Source organism: Ralstonia sp. 25mfcol4.1, assembly GCF_900104095.1.
Classification (GTDB): Bacteria; Pseudomonadota; Gammaproteobacteria; order Burkholderiales; family Burkholderiaceae; genus Cupriavidus.
On sequence record NZ_FNJO01000004.1, the window covers coordinates 211612 to 226851 of the forward strand.

At 65.5% G+C, this 15240-nt stretch carries 12 protein-coding genes and 1 pseudogene; 7 read left to right on the forward strand and 6 right to left on the reverse strand.

Annotated features, from left to right (window positions below; translation table 11 throughout):
* Window positions 1-29 precede the first annotated feature (29 nt).
* Window positions 30-1115: pseudogene (ilvA, locus tag BLQ58_RS09460) on the reverse strand (threonine ammonia-lyase, biosynthetic); the annotation flags it as partial.
* 470 nt (window positions 1116-1585) lie between these two features.
* On the opposite strand from ilvA, the gene BLQ58_RS09465 reads away from it, so the two are divergent.
* Window positions 1586-3355: a putative bifunctional diguanylate cyclase/phosphodiesterase gene (locus BLQ58_RS09465; protein WP_092596966.1), complete on the forward strand. Its 1770-nt coding sequence runs from the start codon at window positions 1586-1588 to the stop codon at window positions 3353-3355.
* Window positions 3355-4803, forward strand: a complete 1449-nt coding sequence (locus BLQ58_RS09470) for an HDOD domain-containing protein (RefSeq protein ID WP_092596969.1) — start codon at window positions 3355-3357, stop codon at window positions 4801-4803. Before BLQ58_RS09465 ends, BLQ58_RS09470 begins: the two co-directional genes overlap by 1 nt.
* A 27-nt stretch (window positions 4804-4830) precedes the next feature.
* Here the strand turns inward: BLQ58_RS09470 and BLQ58_RS09475 are convergent, their stop codons facing one another.
* From BLQ58_RS09475 to BLQ58_RS09485, 3 genes are all read right to left on the reverse strand, one after another.
* Window positions 4831-5802: a GGDEF domain-containing protein gene (locus BLQ58_RS09475; RefSeq protein WP_092596972.1), complete on the reverse strand. Its 972-nt coding sequence runs from the start codon at window positions 5800-5802 to the stop codon at window positions 4831-4833.
* A 109-nt stretch (window positions 5803-5911) separates the two neighbouring features.
* On the reverse strand, window positions 5912-6262 hold the full coding sequence (locus BLQ58_RS09480; protein WP_092596975.1) for a VOC family protein: 351 nt from the start codon (window positions 6260-6262) through the stop codon (window positions 5912-5914).
* Window positions 6259-6906: a carbonic anhydrase gene (locus BLQ58_RS09485; protein WP_092596986.1), complete on the reverse strand. Its 648-nt coding sequence runs from the start codon at window positions 6904-6906 to the stop codon at window positions 6259-6261. The genes BLQ58_RS09480 and BLQ58_RS09485 overlap by 4 nt, the downstream gene beginning before the upstream one ends.
* Before the next feature lie 105 nt (window positions 6907-7011).
* On the opposite strand from BLQ58_RS09485, the gene cynR reads away from it, so the two are divergent.
* Window positions 7012-7917: a transcriptional regulator CynR gene (gene cynR, locus BLQ58_RS09490; protein ID WP_092596990.1), complete on the forward strand. Its 906-nt coding sequence runs from the start codon at window positions 7012-7014 to the stop codon at window positions 7915-7917.
* Here cynR and BLQ58_RS09495 read toward each other — a convergent pair.
* A complete protein-coding gene (locus tag BLQ58_RS09495) occupies window positions 7883-9205 on the reverse strand; it encodes an MFS transporter (protein ID WP_092596993.1) in 1323 nt (440 codons plus the stop codon). The two genes, cynR and BLQ58_RS09495, sit on opposite strands and share 35 nt — an antisense overlap.
* Before the next feature lie 147 nt (window positions 9206-9352).
* Here BLQ58_RS09495 and cyoA point away from each other — a divergent pair, with 147 nt between their 5' ends.
* From cyoA to cyoD, 4 genes are all read left to right on the forward strand, one after another.
* Entirely contained in the window at window positions 9353-10411 is a 1059-nt protein-coding gene (gene cyoA / locus BLQ58_RS09500; RefSeq protein ID WP_092596996.1) for a ubiquinol oxidase subunit II, read from the forward strand.
* 87 nt (window positions 10412-10498) lie between these two features.
* Window positions 10499-12502: a cytochrome o ubiquinol oxidase subunit I gene (gene cyoB, locus BLQ58_RS09505; protein ID WP_092596999.1), complete on the forward strand. Its 2004-nt coding sequence runs from the start codon at window positions 10499-10501 to the stop codon at window positions 12500-12502.
* Window positions 12495-13151, forward strand: a complete 657-nt coding sequence (gene cyoC, locus BLQ58_RS09510) for a cytochrome o ubiquinol oxidase subunit III (RefSeq protein ID WP_092597001.1) — start codon at window positions 12495-12497, stop codon at window positions 13149-13151. Before cyoB ends, cyoC begins: the two co-directional genes overlap by 8 nt.
* The gene (gene cyoD, locus BLQ58_RS09515) at window positions 13148-13585 is read left to right on the forward strand and encodes a cytochrome o ubiquinol oxidase subunit IV (protein ID WP_092597004.1); all 438 of its coding nucleotides are present in this window, start codon (window positions 13148-13150) and stop codon (window positions 13583-13585) included. Before cyoC ends, cyoD begins: the two co-directional genes overlap by 4 nt.
* A 50-nt stretch (window positions 13586-13635) precedes the next feature.
* Here cyoD and BLQ58_RS09520 read toward each other — a convergent pair whose 3' ends face one another.
* Window positions 13636-15177, reverse strand: a complete 1542-nt coding sequence (locus BLQ58_RS09520; RefSeq protein WP_092597007.1) for a methyl-accepting chemotaxis protein — start codon at window positions 15175-15177, stop codon at window positions 13636-13638.
* Window positions 15178-15240: the final 63 nt, after the last annotated feature.

A 15240-nucleotide genomic window follows, 5' to 3' on the forward strand; every position in this document is an offset into this window, starting at 1 on the left:
CCGGCTGGCGTGTACCGTTAGCGGGCAGCGGCCTCCACGGCCTCGGCCCGCTCCGCCACGATGCGCAGGCGGTCGAAATTCATGTTCGCCCCGGACGTGATGGCCACCAGCGCCCGCCGTCCCCCTTCCGGCAGACGATCCGCATACTGCTTCAGCCCCGCCAGTGCCAGCGCACCGGCCGGTTCCACCAGGCTCCGGGTGTCCTGGAAGATATCCTTGATGGCCGCGCACAGCGCGTCCGTATCCACCGTGAGCACGCCGTCGAGCAGATGCCGGCATAGCCGGAAGGTCTCCTCGCCCACGCGCTTGACCGCCGTACCATCGGAAAACAGCCCCACCGAATCCAGCGTCACGCGCTCGCCGGCCGCCAGCGAACGGGCCATCGCGCACGAATCCTCGGTCTGCACGCCGATGACCTGAACCTCCGGGCGCACCGCCTTGACATAGGCCGCCACGCCAGCCGCCAGGCTGCCGCCCCCGATCGGCACGAACACGGCATCGAGCGCACCGCGATGCTGGCGCAGGATCTCCATGCCCACCGTGCCCTGCCCGGCGATCACGTCGGGATCGTCAAAGGCCGGGATGAAAGTCAGCGCCTGCTCACGCTGCAGGGCCATCGCATGGTCATAGGCATCGGAATATGACTCGCCGGCCTGTACCACCTCCACCATCTCGCCGCCATGGGCGCGTACGGCATCCACCTTGACCTGGGGCGCGGTCTGCGGCACCACGATGACCGCCCGCACGCCGAGCCGCGCCGCCGACAGCGCCACCCCCTGGGCATGGTTGCCGGCCGACGCCGTGATTACGCCGCGCGCCAGCGCCTCGGCCGGCAGGTTGGCCATCTTGTTGTAGGCGCCACGCACCTTGAACGAGAACACGGGCTGATGGTCCTCGCGCTTGAGCCAGACCTGGTGGCCCAGGCGCGCCGACAATGTCGGCGCCAGGTCGAGCGGCGTTTCGCGCGCCACGTCGTAGACGCGGGCGGTCAGGATCCGTCTCAGGTAGTCATCTGCATCGATCGCATCGGCATCTGCCCGCAGGAGCCCGGAAGCTGCGCCGGCGGCGGCATGCCGGGGGGTGGCGGGGACGGCGGAAACCGGGGATTGCGGCATGGAACGCTCCTGTCTGAATGTGGGGGTTCCCCAGGAGGCGGCCACAAAAAACCCGCCTCGTTGGGCGGGTTGTTGTTGTCTGTTCCGGACGCGCGCTAACCCACCATTCGAGGAATGGTGCGAATAATCGCGATGTTGTGCAGGCCGAAACAGGTCATGGCGTCGAGTGTCACGGATTTATGCACATTGTGTCAATCCCGGCGATGTTCGGCCGCACGGCGTCCCCGGCCGCCTGTTGCGGCCGCGCCGATTCCCGCAATCCGTTTCCCCATGCGGTGTTCAGGCGGACGCAAGCTCGTATTAGAATCGCCGTTGTCGTCACGTCCGGCCCCGTTGAAGCCAGAGGTCATGTTCCGGGTTGGATATCCGCCCCGGACTGGTTTTGTCCCACGGGCAGCCGGCGCTTCAGTTCCATAAGAATCCATCCGATATCTGTCCTGCGTCCACGGGACTTCGGGCATAACAGATACATGACCGCGCTTGCATACGATGTCGCCCTGGCACCCGAGCCTGCCGATCGCCGGCTGGCCGGTGCCACCCCTGCCGGGGACGAGGCCTGGGCGTTGCTGGAAGCTTCCGGCGCGCTGGCCATGCGGGTCGACATCCAGGGCCGCATCCTCGAAGCCACCGAAACCACGGCCGACCTGCTGGTCTATCCGCTGGATTACCTGCTGCATACCTCCGTACTGGACCTGATCGCGCTGGAATCGCGCGAGCGCCTGGCGCGCCTGCTGCAGGGCTGCGCGCAGGATCACGCCGCCCGGCGCGAGCGCGTGCGCGTGGTGGGCGGCGGCGGCCCTGGCTGGATCGACCTGCGCGTGAGCCATCACCGTGCCGCCGACGGCGCGGCCAGCCTGCTGCTGTTTGGCCACGACATCACGGACTGGGTGGAATCCGAGCGCCAGCTGACCGAGCGTGCCTTCCTCGATCCGTTGACGGGCGTCGGCAACCGCGCCTTCATTCGCAAGCGGATCGAGGAATACACGTCCGGCCGGACGGCGGGCCAGTCGTTCGCGCTGGCGCTGATGGACCTGGACGGCTTCAAGAACATCAACGATTCGCTGGGGCACGAGTTCGGCGATGCGCTGCTCAAGGAAGTGGGCGCGCGGCTGCAGGACACCGTGCGCTCACACCACAGCGTGGCCCGCCTGGGCGGCGACGAATTCGTGCTGATGATGGACGGCCTGGAGTCCGAGGCCGAGGCCGTGCGCATCCTGGAGCGCGTGATCCACGTGTGCCGCCAGCCGTTCCTGCTGGGTGGCTGCCATGTGCGCATCACCACCAGCATCGGCCTGGCCTTTTCGACCGAAGCCCCGCAGAGCGAATCGCAATGGCTGCGCCGCGCCGACCTGGCCATGTACGAGGCCAAGGCGCTGGGCAAGAACCGCTACTGCGTCTATTCGCCGGAACTCGACCGCCGGCTCGATGAGCAGTTCCGGATCGAGCAGAGCATGTTCGAAGCGGTGCAAAGCGGTGAATTCCTGCTGCACTACCAGCCGATCGTATGGCCCGGCTCGGGCGAAATCTGCGCCGTGGAGGCGCTGATGCGCTGGGAGCATGCCGGCGAGTACATCCGGCCCGACGTGTTCATCCCCGTGGCCGAGAAGAACGGCCTGATCAAGCATCTGGGCGCCTGGGCGCTGCGCTGCGCCTGCGCGCAGCTGGCCGCCTGGGATGCACAGGGCATCCGCGTGGGCCATATGTCGGTCAACGTGTCGGCCGTGCAGTTCCTGCATCCGAACTTCTACGACAGCGTGCGCGGCGCCATCCAGGACGCCGGCATCGGCGCCGACCGCCTGGTGCTGGAAATTACCGAAAGCGCGCTGATGACCGACCCGCAGGCCGCCGAGCGCCTGCTGCTGTCGCTGCGCGCGCTGGGCATCCGCTTTGCCGTGGACGACTTTGGCACCGGCTATTCGAGCCTGTCGTACCTGCGGCGCTTCCCGCTGTCCGCGCTGAAGGTGGACCGCAGCTTCGTGGCCGACATGATCGATTCCCCGCACGCGCGCACCATCGTGTCCGCCGTGCTGTCGCTGGCGCGCGAACTGGGCCTGGTGGCCATCGCCGAGGGCGTCGAGACCGACGCACAGGGCGCGCTGCTGGCCGCGCAGGGCTGCGACCTGGTGCAGGGCTGGCGCTACGCGCGCGCCCTGAGCCCATCCGACTTCGAAAACGCCGTGCTGGACGGCCAGCTCATCATGGGCTGCGACGAAGTGTTCACGCAGCGGGTGGCGTCCTGATGTCCAAGACGGAGTTCTTCGAGACCCTGTGGGCACGGATGGCGCAGCAGGGTGACTTCCCGACGCTGCAGTACTGTGTCGACAACATCTTCAAGACGCTCAACGCCGACCTGACCGTGGGCGAGATGGCCACGAGCGTGCTGTCGGACTTCAGTTTGTCGCAGAAGGTGATCCGGCTGGCCAACTCGGCGATGTACCGGTCCTTCGGCGGCGAGGTCACCACGGTGTCGCGCGCCATCCTGGTACTGGGCGTGGAGGCCATCAGCCACCTGACGCTCGGCATCCAGCTGCTCGACTACTTCCACGGCGTGGCTCCCAAGCGCCCGCAGGCGCTGAAGGCGCTGCAACGTGCGCTGGTGGCCGGCGAGATCACGCGGGCGCTGACCCAGGCGCGCGGCATCAACGAGGGCGAGGAAGCGGTGGTCTGCACGCTGATGCACCAGATGAGCCGCCTGCTGCTGGTCTTCTACTACCCGGACGAATGGGAACGCGTGGAGGCCATGTGCGCCGCGCATCCGATGACAGAGAACGAGGCCGCGCTGGAAGTCCTGGGAGTGTCGCTGGAAGACATCGCCGAGGCGGCCGCGCGCAAATGGCGGCTGCCGGGCCTGATCGCCCATGCGATGAAGCCGCGCACGCTGTCCGCCGACGCGGTGCTCGAAACCCATTCGGACTGGCTGTCGGCTATCGCCCACGTGTCTACCGAAGCTGCCGTCACGATGGTGCGCGAGGGCGACGAGGCATCCGTGGAGACCCTGCTCAACTCGCATGCCAAGATGCTGGGCCTCAATCCCGGCGACGTCAGCGTGGCCGTGCGCCAGGCCGAGGCACTCAGCACGTCGATCACCGAATCGGAAGCCGCCGCGCCGGCGGACGGCGGCGCCCCCCACGGCCCGCAGCCGGTGAACGTGCTGGAGCGCCTGCAGGCAGGCCTGGCCGAAGTGCAACGCGAAGGCGCCGGCCTGACCGTTTCGCAACTGGCGCCGATGGTGCTGGAAACCAGCATGCGGGCGCTCGATTTATCGCGCTGCTTCCTGATGATGCTGAACCCGACCACGCGCCGCTTCCATGCGCGCCTGGGCTTTGGCGACGGCATGCGCGAGGCGCTGCCCGCGCTGTCGTTCGAGGAAGGTTTCGTGCCCGACGTGTTCCACTTTGCCGGGCTGTCGGCCAGGCCGCTGCTGATCGAGGACACGTTCGATGCGGAGATGGCGCATCGCATGCCGCGCTGGTATCGCGATGCCCTGCCCGACGCCCGCACGGTGCTGCTGGCGCCGGTGAAGATCCGCAACCGCTGCATCGCCATGATCTATGGCGACTGGGGCAGCGTCCGCATGCCCGTCGCCATCGGCGAGGCCGAACTCGAAGCCATCGACGCGCTGACCAGCGAGATCGCCGCCGGCGTCATGCGCGCCGCGCCCGACCGCACGCCGCCGCGCCCGCGCTGATCCTTCAGTTGCCGACGCAGCGCCGCTTCAGTGGCGCCGTGCCTTGCGGGCGGCCTTGTTGGCGTACATCGCCGCATCCGCTTCGGCCAGCAGGTCGTGGACGTTGCCATGGCGCAGAGGGTCGAAGGCGATGGCCCCCGCGCTGAACTGCAGCGCGTACCCCAGCGGGTTGCGCGCATTCCAGGCATCGACCTGAAGCTGCAGCCGCGCCAGGGCGTCATGGCAGCCTGCGGCATCGGTATTGGTCAACAGCACGGCGAACTCGTCGCCGCCGATTCGCCCCACCACATCCGATTCACGAAACGCGGCCCGCAGCGCAGCGCCAAACGCGGTCAGCGCGCGGTCGCCCTCGGCGTGGCCAAAGCGGTCGTTGATCGGCTTGAAGCCGTCCATGTCGAAGAACACCAGCGTGGCTGGCCGGTCCAGCCGCCGGCACAACTCGATCGCGTGCTGGCCCAGCGCACTGAAACCGCGCCGGTTCGACAGCAGCGTCAGTTCGTCCATGGTGGCCAAGTGCACGGCCGCCAGCTCCTGCTCGGCCATCTGCGCCAGATCGTGCAGCAAGGCGCGGTCTTCGGCGTCAAAGCCGCGCGGCTTGCGATCGATCAGGCAAAGCGTGCCGATCTTGGCGCCGTTGGGCGCGGACAGCGGCCGGCCGGCATAGAAGCGGATATGAGGCGCGCCTGTGACCAGCGGGTTGTCGTGGAAGCGCAGGTCCTGCGTGGCATCGGGAATCAGCAGGATGTCGTCGCCACAGATGGCGTGGCCGCAGAACGACGTGTCGCGCGACGCCTCGGAATCATCGAGCCCCTCGCAGGCCTTGAACCACTGGCGATTGGCATCGACCAGGCTGACCACGGCGATGGGCACGCCAAACAGGCGTTTGGCCAGCCGCGTCAGGCGGTCGAAGCGTTCCTCCGGCGGCGTGTCGAGAACGTTGAGCGACCGCAGCGTGGCCAGGCGGACGGCTTCATTGGCGGGAATCGGGGGCAACTGCATAGGCTTGTCGGCCGTTTCTGTCGTCGTTGATGACAACATTAACGGCAAATCTTCGCATTGGTGCACCGTGTACGGTTTGTTTCATCTTTCCAAGGCGCCGCCGTGTGCGTCAGGCATGGACCAGCACGTTGACCAGCCTGCCGAACGGATCGCGCACGAAGAAGCGCCGCACGCCCCAGGGTTCGTCGGCCGGGCCGTAGGCAATCGGCAGACCGGCCGCCTGCACGCGGGCCAGCGCGGCGTCGAGGTCATCCACTTCGATCGACAGGTCCGGCACCGGCGTACCGGAGCCGCCTTCGGACAGAAAGCTGACCTGCACGGTCTGCGTGGCATCGGACCCGTAGGTGGCGATCCAGCCATGGTCCATCAGCAGGTCCAGCCCGAAGATGTCGTGGTAGAAGCGGCGCGCGGTGGCCGGGTCGGCGGCCTCGACATTGGCGACGATGCGCTTCACCTTCACGCTGCGATCTCCGTCGCGTTGACGTCCGGATGCTCGGCCAGCGGCACGAAACGGCCAGACTTGCCGTCCAGCGCATCGATTGCGCCGGTGCCAATGTCGTAGTACCAGCCGTGCAGCGCGATGCGCCCTTCGGCCATCGCCTGGGCCACGCATGGGTGGGTGCGCAGGTGGGCCAGTTGCTCGATCACGTTCTGGCGCACCATATCGGCCACACGCTCCTGATCCGACGCATGCGGCCGTGCCAGGCTGATCTTGCGGGCGCCACTGGCATGTTCGAGCCATTCGGCCACGGACGGCATATGGTCCAGGCACTGGCACATGGCCACCGCCGTCATCGCGCCGCAGTTCGAATGGCCGCAGATCACGATATCGCGCACCTTGAGGCCCGCCACCGCGTATTCCACGCTGGCCGATACGCCGCCGGGCTGCACCGCGTAGGCCGGCACGATGTTGCCGGCGTTGCGGATCACGAACAGCTTGCCGGGCTCGCTCTGGGTCAGCAGCGCCGGCTCCACGCGGCTGTCGGAGCAGGCAATGAACAGCGTACTGGGACTCTGTTGCGTGGCCAGTTCCTGGAACAGCGCGGAGAGCTTCGGAAACTCTTCGCGCTGGAATTTGAGAATGCCTTGAATCAGGTCTTTCACGATAATCCCCCCATTTCAACCCGCTAGCATGTCGAATGTCGTGCCATTGGTCAAAGACGGGATTATTATGCCTACCATTGGAAACACCAATAGTTAAACTTCCCCATGCTGCTGCGCCACGTTCGCTACTTCCTGGCCGTTGCCGACGCCGGCAACTTCACGCGCGCCGCCGAGACGCTGCATGTCTCGCAGCCCACGCTCTCGCAACAGATCCGCCAGCTCGAAGACACGCTGGGCGCGCCGCTGTTCGACCGCAGCGGCCGCGCCGTACGGCTGACCGACGCGGGGCATGCCTACTACGTGCACGCACGGCGTGCGCTGCAGGATCTGGAAGCCGGGCAGCGCGCCATCCACGACGTGGGCGAGCTCACGCGCGGCAACCTGCGCCTGGCCATGACGCCGACGTTCACGCCCTACCTGGTGGTGCCGCTGATCGTGGCGTTCAATGGAAAGTATCCAAACATCACGCTCAGCCTGCGTGAAATGCCGCAGGAACGCGTGGAGCCGCTGCTGGCCGATGACGACATCGACATCGGCATCGCCTTCGACGACATCCACCTGCCGGATCTGGAAGCCACGCCGCTGATCGAGGAGCCACTCGCCTACATGGTGGGCGCGTCGCATCCGCTGGCGCGGCGCCGTACCGCCCTGGACGCGGAGGCGCTGGCGGGCGAATCAATGGCCATGCTGACGCGGGAATTTGCCACGCGCGGCTATATCGCGCGCTACTTTGGCGGCCTGGGTATCGAGCCGCGCATCACGTTCGAAGCCAACTCGGTGAGCGCCGTGCTGGATGCGGTACGCAGCGGCCGCCACGCCACGGTGCTGCCGGCCGCCATTGCCGCAGGCCAGGCGGACCTGCGCATCCTGAAGCTGGAACGTCCGCTGCCGCCACGACACGCGGCGCTGCTGCAAAGAAAAGGCGCGTACCGCACAGCCGCGGCACGCGCCTTCGTCGATTTTGCGTTAAGCGAATTCAAGCGTCGTCGGGCGTCCCCAGCGCGCGATTGATGCGCAGCGCGATCAGCGTAGCCACCACCCCTGACAGCAGGTACAGCGTCACGGCCACCAGGCCAAACAGCGACGACAGCCCCAGCGCCACCAATGGTGCAAAGGCGGCGCCGAACAGCCAGCCGAAGTCTGTGGTCAGCGCAGCCCCGGTATAGCGGAACTTGGTGTCGAAGTTCGACGTGACCACACCGGCTGCCTGCCCATACGACAGGCCGAGCAGGCCGAATCCGACCAGAATGAAGGTGTCCTGGCCCGATGCGCCGCCATCCAGCAGCCATGGCGCCGCCAGACTGAAAATGCCGATCAGCACCGCCATCGTCGCCAGCGTGGTGCGCCGGCCGATGCGGTCGGCCAGCCAGCCCGAGATCAGCGTGCCGATGAAGGCAATGCCGGCGCCAACGATCTGGATCGCCAGCACGTCGCTGATCGCCTGCGTCTTGTGCAGGCTGACCCAGGACAGCGGAAACACCGTGACCAGGTGGAACAGTGCATAGCTGGCCAGCGACGCAAACGCGCCGAGGAAGATGTTGAAGCCCTGCGCGTTCACCATCTGCAGCGTGCTGATGGGCTCCAGTTCGTCTTCCTCCAGCAGCCGCGTGTACTCGTGCGTGACCACCAGCCGCAGCCGCGCGAACAGCGCCACCACGTTGATGGCGAAGGCCACGTAGAACGGATAGCGCCAGCCCCAGTCGATGAACTCCGGCGGGGTCAGGCTGACGTACAGGAACAGGAACAGCGCGCCCGCCACCAGGAACCCGGTCGGCGCGCCGAGTTGGCCCACCATCGCATACCAGCCCCGCTTGTTCTCGGGGGCGTTGAGCGCCAGCAGCGAGGGCAGCCCGTCCCACGAACCGCCGAACGCAATGCCCTGCAGGAAGCGGAACAGCGCCAGCAGATAAATGGCCGTACTGCCAATCGATGCGTACGCAGGCAGGAAGGCGATGCCCACCGTGGCGGTGCCCAGCAGGAACAGCGACGCCGTCAGCTTGACGCCACGCCCCCAGCGCCGCTGCACGCGCATGAACAGCGCCGTTCCAAACGGGCGTCCGATAAACGCGAACGAGAAAATGGCGAAGCTGTAGAGCAGCCCGGCCAGTTCGCTGGCGAACGGAAAGTAGACCGTGGGAAAAACCAGGACCGACGCGATGCCGTAGGTGAAGAAGTCGAAGTACTCGGAAGCCCGGCCAATCACCACGCCTGTGGCGATTTCGGCAGGTGCCACGTCATGGTGGCCGGGCGCCGGAGGTGCAGTCGGCGACGCGCGGTGCTGGTGGGACAGACTGGCCATCGTGGAGTCTCCATCGAGTGCGGAAGGAATGTCGTACTGCACTTAAAGTCCCGCAGTAACAAGAATAGCGCCTAAACTGCCATTGGAAATCGAAAGATTACGGCGTCTGTCAGCCGTCGACGTTAATCAAACGCCACTTCCAACACCATGCCACGCTTCGAAGCTGCAGTGCCGACGTTTCGTGTGACGGGAAAGATGCTTTTGCGAAGTGCCGCAATCGCCATGCTGCTGGGCCTTGCGGGATGTAGCAACGCCGTGCTGTTGTCGCCTTCCGGCGACATGGCGGTGCGGCAGCGCGACCTGATCATCATCGCCACCTGCCTGATGCTGTTGATCATCGTGCCGGTGATATGCCTGACATTGCTGTTCGCGTGGCGCTATCGCGAAAGCGCCAAGGACGCGCCCTACAATCCCGAGTGGGACCATTCCACCGTGCTGGAACTGGCCATCTGGGCCGCGCCGCTGCTGATCATCATCGCGCTGGGCGCAGTCACCTGGGTCAGCACCCACCAGCTCGATCCCTACCGCCCCCTGACCCGCATCGACGAACACCGCCCGGTGGCGGCCGACGTGAAGCCGCTCACCGTGGAAGTGGTGGCGATGGACTGGAAATGGCTGTTCCTGTATCCCGAGCAAGGCATTGCCACGGTCAACGAACTGGCCGCGCCGGTTGACCGGCCCATTGCGTTCCGGATTACCGCCACGTCGGTCATGAACACGTTCTTCGTGCCATCGCTGGCCGGCATGGTCTACGCGATGCCGGGCATGCAGACCCAGCTGCATGCCGTGATCAACAAGCCCGGCGTCTACGAAGGCATGTCGGCCAACTACAGCGGCGCGGGCTTCTCGCACATGCGTTTCAAGTTCCACGGCGTGTCAAACGAGGATTTCGACCGCTGGGTGCAGCAGGCGAAATCGTCGGGCACACCGCTGTCGAAGGATACCTACCTGAAGCTGGCCAAGCCCAGCGAGAGCGACCCGGTGCAACGCTATGCCAGCGTCGAGCCCAACCTCTACAAGCTGATCCTGAACCGCTGCGTGGAGGGTGGGACATGCATGGCGGACACCATGGCACAGAACCAGAACCGCACCCGTGCCAGGTTCGATCCGACCGCGGAAATCTGCACCGCGAGCAACACACCGGACGTGGCGCCGGTGTTCGCGCCAGATGCCGCGCTCAATGACGGCAGGCAGGTGTTGCGCTGAGGCGCAACCCGGTTCCACCCCTTCACGAATCAGATTTCGCCAATCATCATTGGCCAGCATTGGTCAATACAGGCCCAGGTGACAACCATGCCCGAGCGTTCAGAACTCGCCAACATGATCTTTGGCCGCCTGTCGTGGGAATCCATCCCGCTGCACGAGCCCATCCTCATCGGCACCTTTGCCGTCGTCGTCCTGGGCGGCATCGCCCTGATGGCACTGCTGACCTACTACCGCGTGTGGGGCTACCTCTGGCACGAATGGTTCACCAGCATCGACCACAAGAAAATCGGCATCATGTACATCGTGCTGGGCATCGTGATGCTGCTGCGCGGCTTTGCCGATGCGGTGATGATGCGATTGCAGCAGGCCGTGGCGTTCGGCGACAACCTCGGCTACCTGCCACCGCACCACTATGACCAGATCTTCACGGCACACGGCGTGATCATGATCTTCTTCGTGGCCATGCCGCTGGTCACGGGGCTGATGAACTTCGTGGTGCCGCTGCAGATCGGCGCGCGCGACGTGGCCTTTCCGTTCCTGAACAACTTCAGCTTCTGGATGACCACCGGCGGCGCCATCCTCGTGATGATGTCGCTGTTCGTCGGCGAGTTCGCGCGCACGGGCTGGCTCGCATATCCGCCGCTGTCCGGCATCCTGCACAGTCCGGACGTGGGCGTCGACTACTACATATGGGCGTTGCAGGTGGCGGGGGTCGGGACATTGTTATCGGGGATCAACCTGCTCGTCACCATCGTCAAGATGCGCGCGCCGGGCATGACGCTGATGCGCATGCCGATCTTCACCTGGACGTCGCTGTGCACCAACGTGCTGATCATCGCCGCGTTCCCGGTGCTGACCGCCGCCCTGGCGCTGCTGTCGATGGACCGCTACGTCGGCACCAACTTCTTCACCGCGGACCAGGGCGGCAGCGCCATGCTGTACGTGAACCTGATCTGGATCTGGGGCCACCCCGAGGTCTACATCCTGGTGCTGCCGGTGTTCGGCATCTATTCGGAGGTCACAGCCACGTTCGCCCGCAAGCGCCTGTTCGGCTACGCGTCGATGGTGTACGCCACCGTGGTGATTACCGTGCTGTCGTACCTGGTGTGGCTGCACCACTTCTTCACGATGGGCTCGGGCGCCAGCGTGAACTCGTTCTTCGGGATCACGACGATGATCATCTCGATCCCGACCGGGGCGAAGATCTTCAACTGGCTGTTCACGATGTACCACGGCAAGATCAAGTTCGAGGCGCCGATGCTTTGGACGGTGGGCTTCATGGTGACATTCGTGATCGGCGGCATGACGGGCGTGCTGCTGGCGGTGCCGCCGGCCGACTTCGTGCTGCACAACAGCCTGTTCCTGATCGCCCACTTCCACAACGTGATCATCGGCGGCGTGCTGTTCGGGCTGATGGCCGGCATCTACTACTGGTTCCCGAAGGCGTTCGGCTACCGGCTGGTGGCGTCGTGGGGCAAGGCATCGTTCTGGTTCTGGCTCACCGGCTTCTACTTCGCGTTCATGCCGCTGTACTGGCTGGGCCTGCTCGGCGTGACGCGCCGGGTGAACCATTTCGAGGATCCGTCGCTGCAGATCTGGTTCCTGATTGCCGCGTTCGGCGCGTTCCTGATCGCCTGCGGCATTGCCTGCTTCATCATTCAGCTGGTGGTCAGCTTCATGCGCCGCGAGGAACTGCGCGACACCACCGGCGACCCCTGGGACGGCCGCACGCTGGAATGGTCCACATCGTCGCCGCCGCCGCAGTACAACTTCGCGTTCACGCCGGTGGTGCATGACACCGACGCCTGGTGGCAGATGAAGCAGTACGGCTACAAGCGGCCGATGGAGGGCTTCATCCCGATCCACATGCCGAAGAACACCGCGGCCGGCATCGTGCTGGCGGGCCTGTGCACGCTGATGGGCTTTGCGCTGATCTGGCACATCTGGTGGCTGGCGGCCGTGTCGTTCGCGGCCACGATCATCGCGGCAATCATCCATACCTTCAACTACAAGCGCGACTACTACATCCCGACCGAGGACGTGGTCCGGACCGAAGCGGCGCGCACCCAACTGATGGCTGGCCATGGCTGATACGACCCTTCCCCTCCACGCGCACAGCACCTCGGCGGCGGACGACGTACCGCCGGGCGGCTACCAGTTCTATCTGACCGAGGAACACCACCCGCAAAACGGCACGCTGCTGGGGTTCTGGCTCTATCTGATGAGCGACTGCCTGATCTTCGCCTGCCTGTTCGCCGCCTACGGCGTGCTGGGCCGCGAGTACGCGGGCGGGCCCACCGGCGCCGAGCTGTTCGAGCTGCCGCTGGTGGCGCTGAACACGTCGTTCCTGCTGCTGTCGTCGATCACGTACGGTTTTGCGATGCTGCAGATGCAGCAGAACCGGGTGGCCGGCACGCAGATCTGGCTGGCGATCACCGGCGTTTTCGGCGCGGCGTTCCTGTTCGTCGAACTGTACGAGTTCGCGCACCTGATCCACGAGGGCGCCGGCCCCACGCGCAGCGCGTTCCTGACGTCGTTCTTCTCGCTGGTCGGCACGCACGGGCTGCACGTGACGTTCGGCATGGTGTGGCTGATCGTGCTGATGCTGCAGGTGGGCCGCCATGGCCTGATCACGGCCAACAAGCGGCGCCTGATGTGCTTGTCGATGTTCTGGCACTTTCTGGACGTCGTCTGGATCGGCGTCTTTACCTTTGTCTACCTGATGGGAACGCTGCCATGAGCGCGCAAGACCACGCGATGAACGGCCATGGCCATGGCCACGACCACGGCCATCACGAAGAAGACATCGGGCCTCACGCCACGCTGGGCGGCTACCTGACGGGGTTCGTGCTGTCGGTGTTCCTGACGGCGGTGCCATTCTGGCTGGTGATGGGCAAGGTGTTCGACAAGTCGTCGACCACGGCCGTCGTGATCCTGCTGATCGGCGCGGTGCAGATCGTCGTCCACATGATCTACTTCCTGCACATGAACGCGAAGTCGGAGGGCGGCTGGAACATGCTGTCGCTGATGTTCACGCTGACGCTGGTGGTGATCACGCTGTCAGGCTCGCTGTGGGTCATGTTCCACCTGAACAGCAACATGATGCCCCAGATGGAGCACGCCCGCGAGGCGGCGCAGTCGGGCGGCACGATCGTGCCGCCCAGGACGAAGTAACGGCTGGCAGGCCTGAAGCGGGCGTCAGGCCACGCTTCGGGCCTTCAGCTTCAGGCAGCCAGGCGGAAGGTCGCCACGGCTTCCTTGAGCCGCTGGGCCTGCTCTTCGAGCGAGCCGGCGGCTGCCGCAGCCTGTTCCACCAGCGCGGCGTTCTGCTGGGTCACGGTGTCCATCTGCGTGACGGCCTGGTTCACCTGCTCGATGCCCGCGCTCTGCTCGGCCGACGCCGCGCTGATTTCGCCCATGATGTCGGTCACGCGCTTCACGGCGCTGACGATCTCTTCCATGGTCTGACCAGCCTGCGCAACCAGCTGCGATCCGCGCTCGACGCGGTCTGCCGAATCGCCAATCAGCGACTTGATTTCCTTGGCGGCCGTGGCGCTGCGCTGCGCCAGGCTGCGCACCTCGCCGGCCACTACGGCAAAGCCGCGGCCCTGCTCGCCGGCACGGGCGGCTTCCACCGCAGCGTTCAGCGCCAGGATGTTGGTCTGGAACGCAATGCCTTCGATCACCGAAATGATGTCCACGACCTTGCGCGACGACGAATTGATCTCGTCCATCGTGTGCACGACCTGGCCCACCACATCGCCACCCTGCGTGGCCACCTCGGACGCATTCACCGCCAGCGCGCTGGCCTGCTTGGCGCTGTCGGCGTTCTGACGGACGATGCTGGTCAGCTCTTCCATGCTCGACGCCGTTTCCTGCAGCGACGAAGCCTGTTCCTCGGTACGCTGGGACAGATCGGTGTTGCCCGCGGCAATCTGGCTGGTGCCCGTGGCGATGGCATCGGTGCCGACGCGCACTTCCTTGACGATGCCAAGGATGTTGTCGTTCATCTCGCGCAGCGCGTCCAGCAACTGGCCGGTCTCGTCGGTGCTGTCCACCTCGATGCGGCTGGTCAGGTCGCCCGACGCCACGGTGCGGGCGAAGCCCACGGCGCGATGCAGCGGACGCGTAATGCCGATGGTCAGCCACCAGGCAAAGGCCACGCCGATGGCCAGCGCGATCACACCCAGCGTGATCAGGCCATTGCGGGCGCTTTCGTAAATGCCGTTGATCTGCTCCGCCGTGGCATCGATCGACGCACGCTGGATATCGAGCAGCTTCTGGATCTCGGCCAGATAAGCATCGCCGGCCGGCACGAATTCCGACTCCAGCACCTTGTTGGCGTCATCGGTCAGGCCTTCGGCCTTGAGCTTGGTGATCTTGTCGCGCGAATCGTTGTACGGGTTGCGCACCACCTGGATCTTCTTGAACGATGCCTTTTCCTCGTCCGTGGACAGGCGCGGCTCGATCTTGTCGCGCAGCTCGGCAATCGCCTTGACCGAATAGGCGGTCTCGGCCGCGAAGAACGCACCCAGCGACGGATCGCTACTGCGTGCCACGGCCGTGGTACGGCGCACGCTCGCATACATCAGTCGATACCAATCGCTGACCAGACGCTCCTTGGCCAACGGCTCCTGCATCATCGCGTGCGTACGGCCCGCCACCTCCTGCAGGCGCACGACGCCGAGCACGGTCATGAGCGTAGACAACACCAACACCACGCCAAAGCCGATGCCTAGGCGTACACCAATACCAAGATTTTTCATTGCTTGTACCTGATCCATTGGTTAGTGGCAGGCCGAGTCGCGTGTTGCCCCCCGGCCGCTCCT